This window comes from Paenibacillus sp. FSL P4-0113 (assembly GCF_038009305.1).
Lineage (GTDB): Bacteria > Bacillota > Bacilli > Paenibacillales > Paenibacillaceae > Paenibacillus > Paenibacillus polymyxa_D.
In genome coordinates this window covers 4977399-4991855 of the sequence record NZ_JBBPAZ010000001.1, presented here as the reverse complement: position 1 = coordinate 4991855, position 14457 = coordinate 4977399, and the positions used below count along the sequence as shown (strand labels likewise).

The following is a 14457-nucleotide window of genomic DNA, read 5'->3' as shown; positions in this document are numbered from 1 at the left end:
TTACATGCTGTCTCATTGCATCCTGCTATTACCGACTTCACTTCTCTATATCTCTTCCTGCAAGCCGATTTTGATAAAGCGTAAGCCGTTTGTTTTGCCGATAAGATTTTAGAAAACGGTATACATATATCGGATTGTTGTAGGCATACCTCTTCCATAATCGCTTCGGTTCGCAGATCAGACGATACAGCCACTCCAGCCCCAGCTTTTGTACCGCTAGCGGCGGTCTGCGAACCTTTCCAGTGATATAGTCAAAGGCCGCCCCTACTCCAATCATCACGCCACGGATGCGGTCTTTGTTTCGATGCATCCATATTTCCTGCTTCGGGCAGCCTAAGCTGACGAATATGATATGCGCGCCGGACGCATTGATTTCATCAATGATCCGCTCCTCCTCATCTGGGTGAAGCTCACGAAATGGCGGTGAAAAGCTGCCCGCGATGCAGATTCCAGGGTAATCTTGTTCTACTCTCTCTTTTAAGCTATCCAGCGTATCCGGCGTACTGCCGTAAAAATATATACTCACCTTCGTCTGTGGCGCACGTTCGCACAACTTGAGCATCAGGCTGGGACCATCTACCCGATCCTGACGCTCAAATCCGTATAGCTTAAGCGCCCATACCAACGGCATACCATCCGGAGTACACAAATCGGCTTGAGTGAGCGCTTTGTGGAACTCAGCATGATTCCCGGCTGTGACAATGGAATGCGTGTTGCAAATACATACATAGCCGTCCTTTCGTTCGGCTGCCCATTGTTCCAGCGTGTGTACCGTCTCCTGAAACGTAAGTGCTGCAATATCTGCATCCGCAATCCTTCCAACTCTATATTGGGGCAGCTGCTTCATAATCACGCTCCTCCATCGCCTCGCTATATATCGCCATCAGCTGCTTCACATTCACTTCTTCCGTATAGCGTGCAGCGTAGTTTTCCGACACCTTCTGTCTCATAGCTGCATAGTTTTCATAGGCTACTGCGCGGTGAATCACGGTCTTTATATTTTCCAAATCATCATGTTGAAAATGGAAACCCGTCACCCCGTCCTCCACGACTTCCTCCAGTGCGCCGAGCCGGCTGCATAATACCGGAGTTCCAACAGAAAAAGACTCTACAATGGTCATGGGAAATCCTTCATACCAAATGGAAGGCACCATGACATACATGGCCCGGCTCATGCAATCCAGTACCGTGTCTCCATCCTGCTTACCGAGAAACCGAACATCTTCCTGTGGATAAGCAGCGGTCAATTCAGCCTTTTCCGGACCATCTCCAATGATGACCAGTCTCAATCCCCCCCGATCTTCCAACTGTGACCAAGCTTGCAGCAGATTGCGAACCCCTTTTTCAGCTGAAATCCGTCCCACGAACAATAAATAACGATCATTCGGGTCATATTGGGTTTTCACTGTTTTATGATGGACAAAATTTGGCTTTACCGCGATACGATCCAGTGGAATACCGCTTTCGGCAAATTTGTCCCGTGCAAACTCTGTCAGCGCGATATAGCGACTTACCTTGTGCTGCCATGTGCCGATCAGATCGTTGAACTTAATCATCGCCGCTACCGGAATCGTCTGAAGCTGTGAACCTCGATAGCATCCATGACGGATGGAATGCAGCAGCGTGCCGTGCAGACATTTTTCACAAACCTTATTCCCTCGCATAAAGGTTGCCGCCGGACAAATCAGCCTGTAATTATGCAGTGTCTGGACAACCGGAATCCCCAGCCGTTCACAAGCATGATAGACCGAAGGGGATATAACCGGAAAAAAATTATGCACATGTACCACATCTGGCTTCACCTGTAAAAGCAGCTTCTTGATTCTTTTGAATTCCGGCAGAGACCATGCCGCCTCTACCGCCAGCTTTGCCATGTTCGCTAGCCCTCTGCTTTGAATGCTGTCGTTGTGCACATAGTAATGCTCTGTCTCTATTCCTCTGGAACGCAGCATAGCTGATTCTTGCTCGACAACCTTGTCTTCTCCCCCGCTTTGCTGATAAAAGTTATGGATGATCAGCACCTTGCTCACAGGAGGGCTCATCTGTCTGCTGACCTGTTGGCTCACGTGGTTGCCCCTCTTTCCTGCGTTGATTGCATAGCGTGGTTCGAACTTCTGGGCTTGATCCCTTGATGGCTTACGATTTCATCCGCAATGCGATCCCACGACATACGCTCGACCGTAAGGAAGGCCTTCTCCGCCATACTTCGTCTCAGCTCAGCATTATCCAGCAAATCGTCTATTCGACCAGACCATTCCTCTTCTGAAAAGCTTCTCAGCATCACTCCGCTCACTCCGTCCTCAATCAAGGTAACCGAGCCCCCGTTTACCGAAGAGATAATCGGAACGCGAAACAGCATGCTTTCCAGCAGCACCATACCAAAAATATCGTATTGGGTCGGAAACAGCATCACATCCGCCGCTCCGTAAACTTGCCACAGATGACGTTGCTCCACTCTTGAAAAATGTATAATACTGTCCGTTATTCCCAGTTCATGAGCATATGTCCAATAGCGGTCTGTGTCCGTCTTCCGTCCATCCCCGACCATTAACAAAAGACAGCTAGGATGCTTTTGGAGTACCCTTTTGAACGTACTCAGCATAAAACGTATATTTCTCCGTTCCTCCAGTACACCAACATACAAAAGCACCGGACGATCTCCGATTCGACGTAGCTCATTCGCGACCTCACGGTTTTCCTCACGCTCTCCGCTTATGTTGTCACTTTTATTACTGGTGTCACTGTCGGATGCTCTCTCTACTTTACTGCGATCCAATCCGACTCCAATCGTAACCACGTTGTCAAAACCTTTATTCTCCAAATAGCGCTTGGCAAGATCGGATTTGACATAGGTACGGCGTAGAGATTTTGCTACCTTCGGCAGCAGCATAATATCGTACAGTTTGCGGATCAGCGCGTGCGTGTTATCTCGGTATGGGCCGTGATACAACGCCAGCTTATCAGGACATTTGCGGGAAAGCAGATAGGTCATGATCTGGTTGTATTCTGTAGTAATGACCAGACTATAAGCATCCAGAAAAGAATCTTTGAGAACATCTCTGTAGATGCTGTTGCTTAGGAACTTAAACCCGTGGAGCCAGATAATACGCAAGGTGCATCCTTCGTGACGGTAGACCTGTTCCAGATGGGTTTCCTTACGATCGTTGTAGTAAACAATGTCGCAATCATAGCCTTTTCGAACGAGTGCTTTGCCCAAACCGACTTCCTGTAAATTGTATGAGTCCCCGTTCACCTTGCTGGCAAAATTGCGGAGATACAATATTTTTCGAATCATCATCAGGGCTCCTGCCATTTCATATTGAGTGAGTTATGGAGCACGGAGGGTTCAGAGAACGCTGCGCGTTCCATTTGATCTTCCGATCGCTGTTGCAGTGGGATTCCTGGATATATAAAACATTCCGAGGTAGGAATCCCACTGCAAAGGCGAACGCTAGCGCTTCTTCAGATTCAAATGGACCGCTCCGCTGCTGACCACCGTGTCCATAAAGTCACCCCATTTAAAAAAAGGGAATGCTGGGTATGAAGTGCCCTCGCTGCGTGGATACGCGAGCAAATGCATGCAGGGCGCTGACCTCGTCGAACAGCTTGTGAGCTTGGTACGGTTATGGCAAGCTCACAAAACAACATGGAACTACTACCGCTAGCTGACCAAGATGCCTTAACTATGGCTAGACTGTCGCCTGTCCAGATTGTTATCCACCGGACCCTGTCACCCTGACAGAGAACTGTACAGAGCATTAATTACGCCGGGATGCATGCCCGGCATAGAAGTTCTAGGCGATAGGGCGAAGCTATCACCAGGCGGCTTTTACCTTCCCCACCCAATAGGCTGGGGGAAATTCTTTTTGGCGGCGGTGGGTAGCGGAGGGTAAGGATTTGAATCTGGAGAAGCGGCAGCGTTCGCCTTTGACGAGGGATTCCGCCCTTTTACAGGGCCTATTCAATCTAGGGAATCCCTCGTCAACAGCGATCGGAAGATCAAATCCGTCCCGCAGCGGACTTCCATCCACAAAAGTCGCTCCAGGATCAAATCCGTCCCGAAGCGGCCTCCCCCCTCCAACTTGAATGTTCCCGTTGCCTCTCCTCCGTCATCTGCATATTAAAATGATCTGCCCCTTTGAGCTGGGCAGCTGCCATATCTGCCACTAGAGTTACACTCGATTCCATCGGCACAAAGCGGTATTTGTAGGCTGTAAGCCGATGGTCGGTTTCGTGAAATAAAATATCCTGAGCGTAATTCCCCCATCGGTCCTTGGGCATCAAATCAATGGTCATACCGGCATGCGCAGAGGGCAGCAGCATATTAGAGCCGTGGATGCCGATCACTAATCGGCTGGCTGCATATACCTTGCAGACCCGCAGCTCACTTTCCCGGTCGAAGCGTGTGACACGCTCATCAGAAATCCATGCCGGGAAGCTCCCGGTACGCCCAAGTCCAGCGACTGTAAAGCGATGATCCGGGAAGCTTTCTCTCAGCCTGCGGAACAGCCGTATGATTTTACTGCGCTGATGATAAATTAGCGGTTTTAGCCCACGTTTGAGCTGCGGAAATTTCTGTACCGCTCTTGCGATATGATGGCTGCCGCTCCACAAGCGGTCTTCCCTCCATACGAAGGTAATGCGCGGCTCCGGTTCACGATCCTCGTTATAACGGGAGACACCTGTAAACTGCTCAATATCAAACTGATTGGGATGTGAATACGCCGGGCTGACATACACCTCATCAAAACGCATCAGTTCCTCAATCATCCGATGATGTAGTACAGGATAAAAGTTTCGTGCCCTGCTGAACGGCACATCAACCGTCCAAATTTCAGACACATATGCTGGCACCATCCACTCCAGCGACTTTTGCACAATGACGATGATGCCCAGGTCCGGCGATTGCTCGTATTCGCGTTGCACATTGAGCAGCTTGAGCAAAGCATGACCATACAAATAATCCATTGTGTTGACGATGATTACACGTGTAGAAGCTTTCATTTTATGCACGGTCATGCCGACTGCTAAGTCATAGGAAGGATTCATCAACGATTGTCGCAAAGGTTCTCCGAGCCATTTTCTCGACTTCGCATCACCGGTCAGAATATAGTCAGGCATTTCTACACGATAAGGTGAATACGTGGCATGACCGACCCTCATGTCCTCAAGATACTCGCGTCCGCACCCCTCACACACAGTGCTGACACATACATGGATTCCCTGCCACAGCACCTCTCCACCACGTACCTTACCTCCACAATGCGGGCACTGTTCCTCATGCCGAACAAACGGTTTAATGGGTATCATGATTGTTCTCTCCAACTTTCGGTACTGTAATATGAACACGCCAGAAGGTCAGGATGGACTTCATCATCCAACCCAAATTAGATTTAACTTCCTTAAACAACAAATCTAATAGAAATACAGATATCGTAAAGGACAAAATCGTCGCCACTAACGACCCTCGGACACCAAGCAACGGGATTAGCGCGTAATTGAAAGCGATATTCGTGACCGCCCCCACCACCGAGGTCAGCAGCGTGTATCTGAACAAATTTTCATTGGTAATAAACAAGCTTTTAGAAACACTGAAGTTGGTGAAAAACAGACGAATCGCGAATAGAGACAACAGCGAACCTGCTTCGGTAAATTCTCTCCCATACAGCACAACCACTACCCATTGGGATAGAAAAAATAAAGGTATCGAGGTCACAAGAAAGCATATAAACATCAGCCGATACACCTTGGACAATGTCTGTCTGTACTCGTCGCTTCCTTTCTGCTTGGAACGCGTCACCACCGGAGCATAAGCCGTTGTCAGAACGACCGGAATGAAGCCCAACACTTCGATGAGTCGGAGTGCAACGGAGTATTGCCCAACCGCAGCGTTTCCCAGCAGTTCACCGATAATGACTTGGTCGATCCGTGCCTGTACATATACAGCGGAGGATGACAGTATAAGCGGCCAGCTGTGATTCATGATTCGCCGAGCTGTGGCTAAACGGAACGTCCATTGGTTCACGCGTCGTCCTTCCTTACGGAAGAAATACAGCAGCAGTAGGCTTCCCAACAGAAACTCTCCATGAGCACACAACGCCACCATCCATATCGGAACACCCGATAACAACAGAATGATTTTGACAGTGGAGCCGAGAACAAAAGCGGTATTCTTGGCAACAACCGTGTATTTGGACAGCATCTGCGCACGAAACCAGTAGTCGATGATATCAAACAATTGAAATACCGAGGCCGTAGCCAAGATCAGATTGATCAACCGCACCGAACTGTCTTCCGGTCTGAGTAGTGAAATGAAGGAATAGGACAGTACAATGGCTATCAGAGTACCTAACAATTTCAACAGAACCGCCGTACCCAATAGCTCATGCTCATCCTTGGGGTCTTTGACAAGATCGCGTACTAATATAGAATCAAAGCCAAGGGTCGTAAAAATCAGAAACATCCCGAAAAAGGATTCCGCATAATTCCACTTTCCCAGTTCCTCTGGTCCCAACACTCTCGCCATGATGATGCTGACTGCCAGGCCGAACACCATGCGAATCATTTTGTCACCGAACAGCCAGGATGTATTCACCAGCAAACTTCTGCGCGGTTTGGCGCGTTTTTCGACTAATGTCATAGGTTTTACTCCATCTTGAAAAATGACCTTGCGTACAGCGAAGAGACCCCCCGCTCAGGCGGATGGCCTCTCCATCTCTTACACGACGACAGAAGCTTCAACTGCAGCCTGCCTTTTTACCCGCTCCAAGTCTGTATCCACCATCATACGAATGAGCTGCTCGAAGCCTACTTCCAATCGCCAGCCCAGCTTTTCTTTCGCCTTGGCACAATCGCCGAGTAATAGATCTACCTCTGCCGGACGGACAAATTGAGGATCGATCACGACGTAATCCTCATAATTTAAACCTACATGGGAAAAGGCAATTTGCAGCAGTTCACGCACAGAATGCATTTCTCCCGTGGAAATGACGTAATCATCCGGTTGATCCTGCTGAAGCATCAGCCACATCGCCTTTACATAATCCCCTGCAAAACCCCAGTCTCGCAGTGAATCCAAATTTCCCATGCGCAGCTCTTGCTGCAACCCCAGCTTGATACGAGCTACCGCATCCGACACTTTACGCGTTACAAATTCCAATCCTCGACGTGGGGATTCGTGATTGAACAGAATGCCAGAGCAAGCAAACATATCAAAGCTTTCACGATAGTTCACTGTAATCCAATGGCCGTACACTTTGGCAACACCGTAGGGACTACGTGGGTAGAACGGGGTCGTTTCTGTCTGCGGTGTCTCCAGCACCTTACCAAACATCTCGCTGCTTGACGCTTGGTAAAAGCGCGCTTCCGGTTTGGCAATTCGAACCGCCTCCAGCATATTGGTGACAGATAATGCTGTAATCTGCCCTGTAGCCAACGGCTGCGGCCATGAGGCCGCTACGAAGGATTGAGCAGCCAAGTTGTAGACCTCATCCGGGTCGGACTGCCGAACGGCTTCAATCAATGAAGCCAGATCGGTCATATCACCGGAAAGCCAGTGGATGTCATTCTGGATATGCGCTACATTTTCAAAGTTCGGTGTGCTGGTTCGTCTGCGCATCCCGTACACCTCATAATCTTTGGATAGCAGCAATTCAGCCAGATAGGACCCGTCTTGCCCGGTAATTCCTGTGATCAGCGCTTTTTTCATTCCAATTCCCCCACCGTTTTTTTATTGTTCAACCAGATCCAGACCTTGAAATGCCTGATACACAGACTTTAATCCCTCTTCTAGTGAAATACGCGCCGACCAGCCCAGCCCGGAAATTCGGGATACATCTACCAACTTACGCGGCGTTCCATCAGGAGCGGAGGTGTTAAAGGTAATTTCTCCCTCATAGCCGACTACATTCTTCACTCGCTCAGCCAGCTCACGAATGGAGATATCCTCACCTACGCCGATATTTACAATTTCATTTCCCTCATAATTGTTCATTAGGAATAGACAGGCTTCAGCCAAATCATCAGAATGAAGAAATTCTCGCCGCGGCGTACCAGAACCCCATACTTCTACAGTCGGAGATTGATTCAGCTTGGCTTCATGAAACTTGCGGATGAGCGCAGGCAACACATGAGAAGTCTGGAGATCAAAATTGTCGCCCGGACCGTATAAATTCGTCGGCATCACAGAAATAAACCGGGTTCCATACTGACGGTTGTAAGACTGACACATTTTAATCCCGGCAATTTTAGCAATCGCATAGGCCTCATTAGTAGGCTCCAGTTCACCCGTGAGCAGATATTCTTCCCGTAACGGCTGCGGAGCAAATTTAGGATAGATACAGGTAGAACCTAGGAATAATAGCTTACTTACATTTGCCCGGTATGCCGCATCAATCACATTTGTTTGTATAAGCAGATTGTCACGGATAAAATCAGCCGGATATTCGTTATTCGCCAAAATCCCACCAACCTTGGCCGCTGCCAAAAATACATAATCCACAGGCTCTGTTTCAAAAAAATGATCTACTGCCTCTTTATTACGTAGATCCAGCTCACGGCTTGTGCGAGTAATAATATGACGGTAACCCTCTTCCTGAAGCGCTCGGACAATAGCGGAACCCACCAGTCCGTGATGCCCTGCTACATATATGTTGGAATGAAGATCCATACTTATCCCCTACCTTCTTCGTGAAAATGAAAGACTTTAATACGCATCCTTGGAGCCTAGCAGCACACGAAATGTTTTCAGCATAATAATCATATCTGTGCGGAAACTGCGTCTGGATATGTACTCCAAATCCAGTTCTACCATCTGGTTAAAGCTTAGATGATTACGGCCGCTGATCTGCCATAAACCAGTGCAGCCCGGTGTAACCGTCAGACGCAGCTTATCCCTCACTGTGTAATCATGGACCTCTCTTGGCAATGGGGGTCTGGGTCCTACCAGACTCATCTGCCCACGCAGTACATTGAACAGTTGTGGCAACTCGTCGATGCTCGTTCTGCGAAGAAAGCGACCCACACGGGTAATTCGGGGATCGTCCCGCATTTTGAACATCGCACCCTCAATTTCATTTTCCACCAGCAGTGCAGATAATCTGGCTTCGGCATCAGACACCATGGAACGAAATTTGATCATGCGAAACGGCCGCTCATTTTTTCCAATACGTACTTGATAAAATATTGCACTTCCTTTGGGGTCCTCCAGCTTAATCAGCAAAATGACAAGCAGAAATACCGGGCATAGCACGATGATTCCAATGAAAGACAATATAATGTCCATGCTTCGCTTCACGAACGGGTATACGTTCCATCCTTGCCGCCGTTCAAGCCCATGAGCGACCGAATAAACATCCACTGACGCACCCCGCACTTCGACCTCATTCGAGCGGGAAGAAGACACGTCTCATCACCTCGCTCCTTATTAATAAGTATTATTTATACACTGTTAAAAGAATTTTATATACTCTCATTTTCCTCCTTTTTATTCATGTCAGATTGCGTTCCTCCATCCCCCGCTCGACACGGGTATTCGAACGCTTCACATTATTAAGTACTACGCCCAGAATGCGCGCCTTTACTCTTTCCAAATTCGCTTTTGCTTTCTTGACGACATCCTTTTTGACCTTCCCTGCCTGCACCACCAGAATGACTCCGTCACACATGGCGCTTATAATGAAGCCATCCGGAAAGGACAGCAACGGCGGTGTATCCATTAGGATCACGTCATAATGTTCTTTCAGCTCAACCAGCAGAGCATTCATTCTGCGGGAACTGAGCATCTCGGACGGATTGGGCGGGTTCGGTCCGGCTGTAATTGCATGCAGATGGTCAATCCCGGTTTCTTGAACCACATCCTGCCATGCCTGTTGATTGGCAAGCACCCGTGTCAGCCCTGTATGATTACGCAAACCAAACATATGGTGCAAGGAGGAACGGCGCAGATCCATATCCATAATCAGCACCTTTTTCCCCTCTTGCGCATAGGTTACAGCCAAATTGCTAATTGTGACCGTTCTGCCTTCACCCGCCTGAGCGGACGCCACCATCATAACCTCAATCGGCTCGTCTATAGAAGAAAACTGGATGTTAGTGCGAAGCATGCGGTACTCCTCCGAAACGGAAGACTGAGCATGTAGGGATGTAACGAGCTGATTATTGATTAATCGCGGCATATTGCCCTTCACCTACCTGTTTAGGAGTTGTAGTGGAGCTGTCAGAGCGTTTATCTTCTTTTTTCATTTTCGTAATCAGGGCTAGGGTAGGCAGACCGAGTTCTATTTCAATATCCTCTTCATTCTTAAATGTATCATCCAGTACCTCCAGCAGAAACGCCAAGCCTATTCCCAACAATAAAGAGGTGGCAAAAGCAATAAATATCTGTATAGTGGCATTACTGTTCACGGGAACTGCTGGATCATTCAGACTGGCTTCGCTTAGGATGGTGACATTGTCCATTTTCATGATAGAGGGGATTTGCCGTTTGAATACTTTGGCTACCGCATTGACGGTTTTCACAGCCTTCGTATACGATAAATCGCGGATTGTTACATCCATGACCTGTGAATCACCTGCGGTGTTCACTCTTAATTTTTGCGCCAATGCTGACGGAGTGACCTTAAGATCGGGGAAGCTGGCGACCACCTGATCCATAATCGCCGAGGAGATCATAATTTGCTTATAGGAGTTCGTTAAGGCTATATTCGTTTGAACTACACTGTAATCGACGACACCTGCACGATCCGGTCGTGGCGTCTGGTTGATAATGAGCTTTGCGGTAGCTTCATAAATCTGCGGGGTAAAATACATATTTTTTATGCCCACTACAGTACATACTAGCAGTACGATGCTACCAATCAACCACATTCTTTTACGGATCAAACGGATGTACTCTTTCAACTGCACAAGACCAGTCCTCCCTGATTGACTTGTTTTCGATGCAATAACGCTTGTACTGATCCTCTGCATAACGGGGAAAAGAACGGTGCATGACCCTCTAATCTATAGTAAAATGTTGTATAATAGCGCATAGAAGGTCTAGCCAGCGAATAAGCACAAAATGCTCATCATCGGTGGCCTCTTAGGGTATATAAACGAAGACATCAGTGAAAACTATTAAATAAAGATACGTTATGTAACTTACATAACTAATTTATGATACAAAACGTATCTTGTCAAGCGTAAACTTGCTTTTTTACCTTTCTTAACCTTGCCTTCAGGAGGAAAAACGGATGAATTATGGCACCCGCATCGCTGAATTACGAGAACATAAGGGATTAAAACAAGAGGAACTAGCACAATCCCTCGGAATTACGCGGGCAGCTCTTTCTCACTATGAAAAAAATAGGCGCAAGCCAGATTTCGAGATCCTGACCAAGCTCGCTGATATTTTCGGGGTAACGATTGACTACTTGGTGGGACGTACGAGCCATCCGGCGGCAATATTGGATTCAGATGTGAGGGAATTTGTGGACCAGCTTGAACTGTCCGATGAGGATATTCTGCAACGTTTCAACCTGACCATTGATGGACGCACCTTGTCTGAGGAAGAAGCCAAACGTTTTATTGCATTTGTCCGAATGGAACGAATGATGGAATAAAGAAAGCGGCCGACTGCTTCACGTCTCGCTCAAGTAAGACCAGCCGTTGGAATTTACACGCGCTTGTCCTTCCGGTATGTGGTTCCATCCGCGTCGCTTTCTAGCCATTCTGGCATCGTGAACCCACATTGGAGCAAAATGTCCCGGATGTCCAAGTGGATGGCAGCTTTGTCTGCTTTCTGTACGTTGTTTTGAAAAAGAGGGTTGTTCCCCCCTAATTCTGTCTCCTTGTTCATTCAGCACTAACCTCACTTTATTATTCTTGGTCACCGGAAAGAAATTTCCCACAAACCTTGTATGTATAGTCACGAACAAAACTATTATATATGAATACACACCTGCAATGTTGTCGTCTTATGACGAGAATAAAAAAGGATTTTCTTATTTTTTTCTTCATTATACGTAAAGTATTGGCAAATCAGAACGATTTTCCAACAAAAAAGAACCTGTCAGGTCCTATTTTCTCCTGATAGGTTCTTTTTTGTTTTATTTCGAAATGATGTTAGGTATTCGAACTCTAAGGTCCTATATGCATTCCGATCTGATTAAGCGGCCTCGGCTGCCTGGGAAACCTGAGTACCTCCGGTCGCTCGGACTTTGTAGACATAGTGGCCTCCGGCTTTTACCGTGCGGTCTGTATACGTGCTTCCCGCTACTTGCGAGGCAATCACCTGATAGGCCCCGTCGGTTCCGTCAGCACGCAGCACATCATAGGAAGATACGCCTTCTGCCTGAAGCCAATTAATCTCTACCGCCCCATCCTGAACAGAGGCAGCCTTCACCCCTGTTGGAGCTGAAGCTGCGGTCTGATCTGTACTTTTTAATTCCAAAATATATTGTACCGCTTCGCCAGGACCCAGCTTTTCTTCAAAATCAAGGGCAGGAGAAGCCTTGAGCCCTGATATGGAACGCTGTGCCTGACTGTAAGTGGAACCCGCTCCAAAACGTTCACCCGTGTACAAACCGGCATTCGGCATTGTCACCCGTACACGAACGGTCTGCGTGGTGGATTCGAAATTCACTAGATTCACCAGCAATTTGTTTGAAGTAGCGCCGCTACCTGCCAGCGGTTTAAGCTTGGACGTATCCACCGCACGCACATACACCATTTTATCCTTGGTATCCTCTGGATTCAGCACTGTATAAGTCAGAGGTTTTCCATGGGTGGCATAGGCTAGACTCAAGCGTCTCATGATCTTAACACGAGTGTCCTGTCCCTGCCCGAACGGATAAATTTCTGTGTTGGCCGGGTTATGACTTTGCAGATCGAAGCCTGTTTTAAACAGCGTATAATCTTTATAAAAAGCAGCGTGCTGGATAAACATATCGGCAAACCCAATTTGTGAACGCATAATCCGGTCGAATGCGGCTGCTTGTGGCTGACTAGCCCCATAATCTGGATTATCTCGATGCGTATCATTGGTACCGAACTCCGTGTTCAGCATCTTCTTCGCCAGTCCGTCGCTCGAACCGCCGAAGGTTTTCAAATTTTGAATGAAGCTGCCCCCGCCCTCTTCATTATACGATTCACCGTAGGCGTGTCCGTTGGTCAGATCAGTGACTTCCTCCAGCTGTTTACGCTGCGCCGGGTCTCGCTCCCATCCATCCGGATCACCGCATTTTTTCGTACCTCCGGTTTGATTTTTGCACGCCTTGGTAGAGTACGTCGGCCAGTAGGCCCAACCCGGCGCTACCGTTTTGAGATGCGGTGCCAATTGCTTCCCTTCCGTATTCAACCACTTAGCTACAGCCAGATTTACCGCCTTGGAGCGATTAAATAATCCAGGTTCGTTATCTACTTCATAATATTGAAGATAAGAACCGTATTTTTTTACATAATCGCGCAACTTTTGCTTGGCCGTTTCTGGCAGAGAACCATCTTTTTGCAGCTTGATATCACCTGTATATAAATACAAAGCAGACGATTGCATATTATACTGCTTTAACGTTTGATAGTAATCATCCACGTCTGTACATGCCTTGCCCACATTGCTGGCACAGGTGACCCTCATGACATTGCCACTATAAGCAATTCCCAGCCATTTGAGAACGTATGGTAAATGCTTAACTGCACCCTGATCATAATAAAATTCTTTATTGTTCACATTTGTTCCGGTCAGTATATATTTACCGTGTACCGGTTCGGTCGCAGGTGAAGCTAACGTCTCCAAGCTCAAGTCATCCCAAGTCCACCACACATTTTTATCTTCTGCAGAGGAGCAGTATAGGCAGCGCGCTGTCTTTAGCTTGAGTACGTTAACACCGCTTTGCAATTGCTCTTTGGGTATATACAGCTCGTAGTTGTTTTTGAAATTATAAGCACTCCCAGTACCGGATACTCCGGCAATCTGAATAATACCGGACAGCTGTTGATTTGAAAATACAGCCATTTGTGGGACTGCTTTGCCCGCATCTAAAATCCGAACACGGAATATCATACCATTGGGAGGAATCTGATTCAGCTTATACTGGAGTGTCAGTTCAGGGTTCGTGGACGCATTCAAACCGGGAGGAATATCTCCACTGCTGAGCAATACCGGAACTGTTGTACTCTCTTCTGCTACCGACAACGCTGACATTGCTCCTTTAGCAGATGATTCGGTAGAGGCAGCTGCTGTAGAAATGTCGATATTATCCCTGCCGACCACACCTTTGAATTCCGCTGAAGAGTCATCCCTCTGCCCCAGCTTCCATACTGGACTGGCAGCTGCTACTTTATCCGTCTGCAATTCTGCGCTTCTTGAAGGCGTGTATATAAACCAAGCGATCATCGCTATAGCTACGATCGCTAGTAGTCCAGATAAAACTCTTGTATACCTATGGGATAACCATTTTTTTATCATATGATCGACCCTCT

Annotated in this window: 13 protein-coding genes; 1 reads left to right on the top strand and 12 read right to left on the bottom strand. The window is 47.6% G+C overall.

Annotation, left to right across the window (positions count from 1 at the left end):
- Positions 1-37: 37 nt before the first annotated feature.
- From MKX46_RS21740 to MKX46_RS21695, 10 genes are all read right to left on the bottom strand, one after another.
- On the bottom strand, positions 38-847 hold the full coding sequence (locus tag MKX46_RS21740) for a WecB/TagA/CpsF family glycosyltransferase (protein WP_069011098.1): 810 nt from the start codon (positions 845-847) through the stop codon (positions 38-40).
- Entirely contained in the window at positions 825-2066 is a 1242-nt protein-coding gene (locus tag MKX46_RS21735) for a glycosyltransferase family 4 protein (RefSeq protein ID WP_069011097.1), read from the bottom strand. Before MKX46_RS21735 ends, MKX46_RS21740 begins: the two co-directional genes overlap by 23 nt.
- On the bottom strand, positions 2063-3295 hold the full coding sequence (locus tag MKX46_RS21730; RefSeq protein WP_029516212.1) for a glycosyltransferase family 4 protein: 1233 nt from the start codon (positions 3293-3295) through the stop codon (positions 2063-2065). Before MKX46_RS21730 ends, MKX46_RS21735 begins: the two co-directional genes overlap by 4 nt.
- Positions 3296-4047: 752 nt before the next feature.
- Positions 4048-5310, bottom strand: coding sequence for a hypothetical protein (locus MKX46_RS21725; protein ID WP_029516211.1), 1263 nt, complete (start codon positions 5308-5310; stop codon positions 4048-4050).
- Positions 5297-6640: a flippase gene (locus MKX46_RS21720; protein WP_341071774.1), complete on the bottom strand. Its 1344-nt coding sequence runs from the start codon at positions 6638-6640 to the stop codon at positions 5297-5299. The genes MKX46_RS21725 and MKX46_RS21720 overlap by 14 nt, the downstream gene beginning before the upstream one ends.
- 78 nt (positions 6641-6718) lie before the next feature.
- Positions 6719-7708 carry a GDP-mannose 4,6-dehydratase gene (gmd, locus tag MKX46_RS21715; RefSeq protein ID WP_029516209.1) on the bottom strand — a complete coding sequence of 330 codons (990 nt, stop codon included), beginning with the start codon at positions 7706-7708 and terminating at the stop codon, positions 6719-6721.
- 21 nt (positions 7709-7729) lie between these two features.
- Complete coding sequence (gene fcl / locus MKX46_RS21710) at positions 7730-8668, bottom strand: GDP-L-fucose synthase (RefSeq protein WP_029516208.1); 939 nt, start codon at positions 8666-8668, stop codon at positions 7730-7732.
- Between the two features lie 36 nt (positions 8669-8704).
- Positions 8705-9403, bottom strand: a complete 699-nt coding sequence (locus MKX46_RS21705) for a sugar transferase (protein ID WP_029516207.1) — start codon at positions 9401-9403, stop codon at positions 8705-8707.
- A gap of 85 nt (positions 9404-9488) precedes the next feature.
- A complete protein-coding gene (locus MKX46_RS21700; protein WP_029516206.1) occupies positions 9489-10175 on the bottom strand; it encodes a CpsD/CapB family tyrosine-protein kinase in 687 nt (228 codons plus the stop codon).
- The gene (locus tag MKX46_RS21695; protein WP_029516205.1) at positions 10156-10905 is read right to left on the bottom strand and encodes a YveK family protein; all 750 of its coding nucleotides are present in this window, start codon (positions 10903-10905) and stop codon (positions 10156-10158) included. The genes MKX46_RS21700 and MKX46_RS21695 overlap by 20 nt, the downstream gene beginning before the upstream one ends.
- Before the next feature lie 326 nt (positions 10906-11231).
- Between MKX46_RS21695 and MKX46_RS21690 the strand changes: the two genes are divergently transcribed.
- The gene (locus MKX46_RS21690) at positions 11232-11600 is read left to right on the top strand and encodes a helix-turn-helix domain-containing protein (RefSeq protein WP_025720479.1); all 369 of its coding nucleotides are present in this window, start codon (positions 11232-11234) and stop codon (positions 11598-11600) included.
- Positions 11601-11653: 53 nt separating this feature from the next.
- Here MKX46_RS21690 and MKX46_RS21685 read toward each other — a convergent pair whose 3' ends face one another.
- Both MKX46_RS21685 and MKX46_RS21680 read right to left on the bottom strand, forming a co-directional pair.
- The gene (locus MKX46_RS21685) at positions 11654-11836 is read right to left on the bottom strand and encodes a hypothetical protein (RefSeq protein ID WP_029516204.1); all 183 of its coding nucleotides are present in this window, start codon (positions 11834-11836) and stop codon (positions 11654-11656) included.
- 309 nt (positions 11837-12145) lie between these two features.
- Complete coding sequence (locus tag MKX46_RS21680) at positions 12146-14443, bottom strand: hypothetical protein (protein ID WP_341071773.1); 2298 nt, start codon at positions 14441-14443, stop codon at positions 12146-12148.
- Positions 14444-14457 lie beyond the last annotated feature (14 nt).

Excerpts from the sequence above, each read along its gene's own strand:
- MKX46_RS21740 (WP_069011098.1), bottom strand. The coding sequence starts at position 847 with ATGAAGCAGCTGCCCCAATATAGAGTTGGAAGGATTGCGGATGCAGAT.
- MKX46_RS21730 (WP_029516212.1), bottom strand. The coding sequence starts at position 3,295 with ATGATTCGAAAAATATTGTATCTCCGCAATTTTGCCAGCAAGGTGAAC.
- MKX46_RS21725 (WP_029516211.1), bottom strand. The coding sequence starts at position 5,310 with ATGATACCCATTAAACCGTTTGTTCGGCATGAGGAACAGTGCCCGCAT.
- MKX46_RS21720 (WP_341071774.1), bottom strand. The coding sequence starts at position 6,640 with ATGACATTAGTCGAAAAACGCGCCAAACCGCGCAGAAGTTTGCTGGTG.
- gmd (WP_029516209.1), bottom strand. The coding sequence starts at position 7,708 with ATGAAAAAAGCGCTGATCACAGGAATTACCGGGCAAGACGGGTCCTAT.
- fcl (WP_029516208.1), bottom strand. The coding sequence starts at position 8,668 with ATGGATCTTCATTCCAACATATATGTAGCAGGGCATCACGGACTGGTG.
- MKX46_RS21700 (WP_029516206.1), bottom strand. The coding sequence starts at position 10,175 with ATGCCGCGATTAATCAATAATCAGCTCGTTACATCCCTACATGCTCAG.
- MKX46_RS21690 (WP_025720479.1), top strand. The coding sequence starts at position 11,232 with ATGAATTATGGCACCCGCATCGCTGAATTACGAGAACATAAGGGATTA.
- MKX46_RS21685 (WP_029516204.1), bottom strand. The coding sequence starts at position 11,836 with ATGAACAAGGAGACAGAATTAGGGGGGAACAACCCTCTTTTTCAAAAC.
- MKX46_RS21680 (WP_341071773.1), bottom strand. The coding sequence starts at position 14,443 with ATGATAAAAAAATGGTTATCCCATAGGTATACAAGAGTTTTATCTGGA.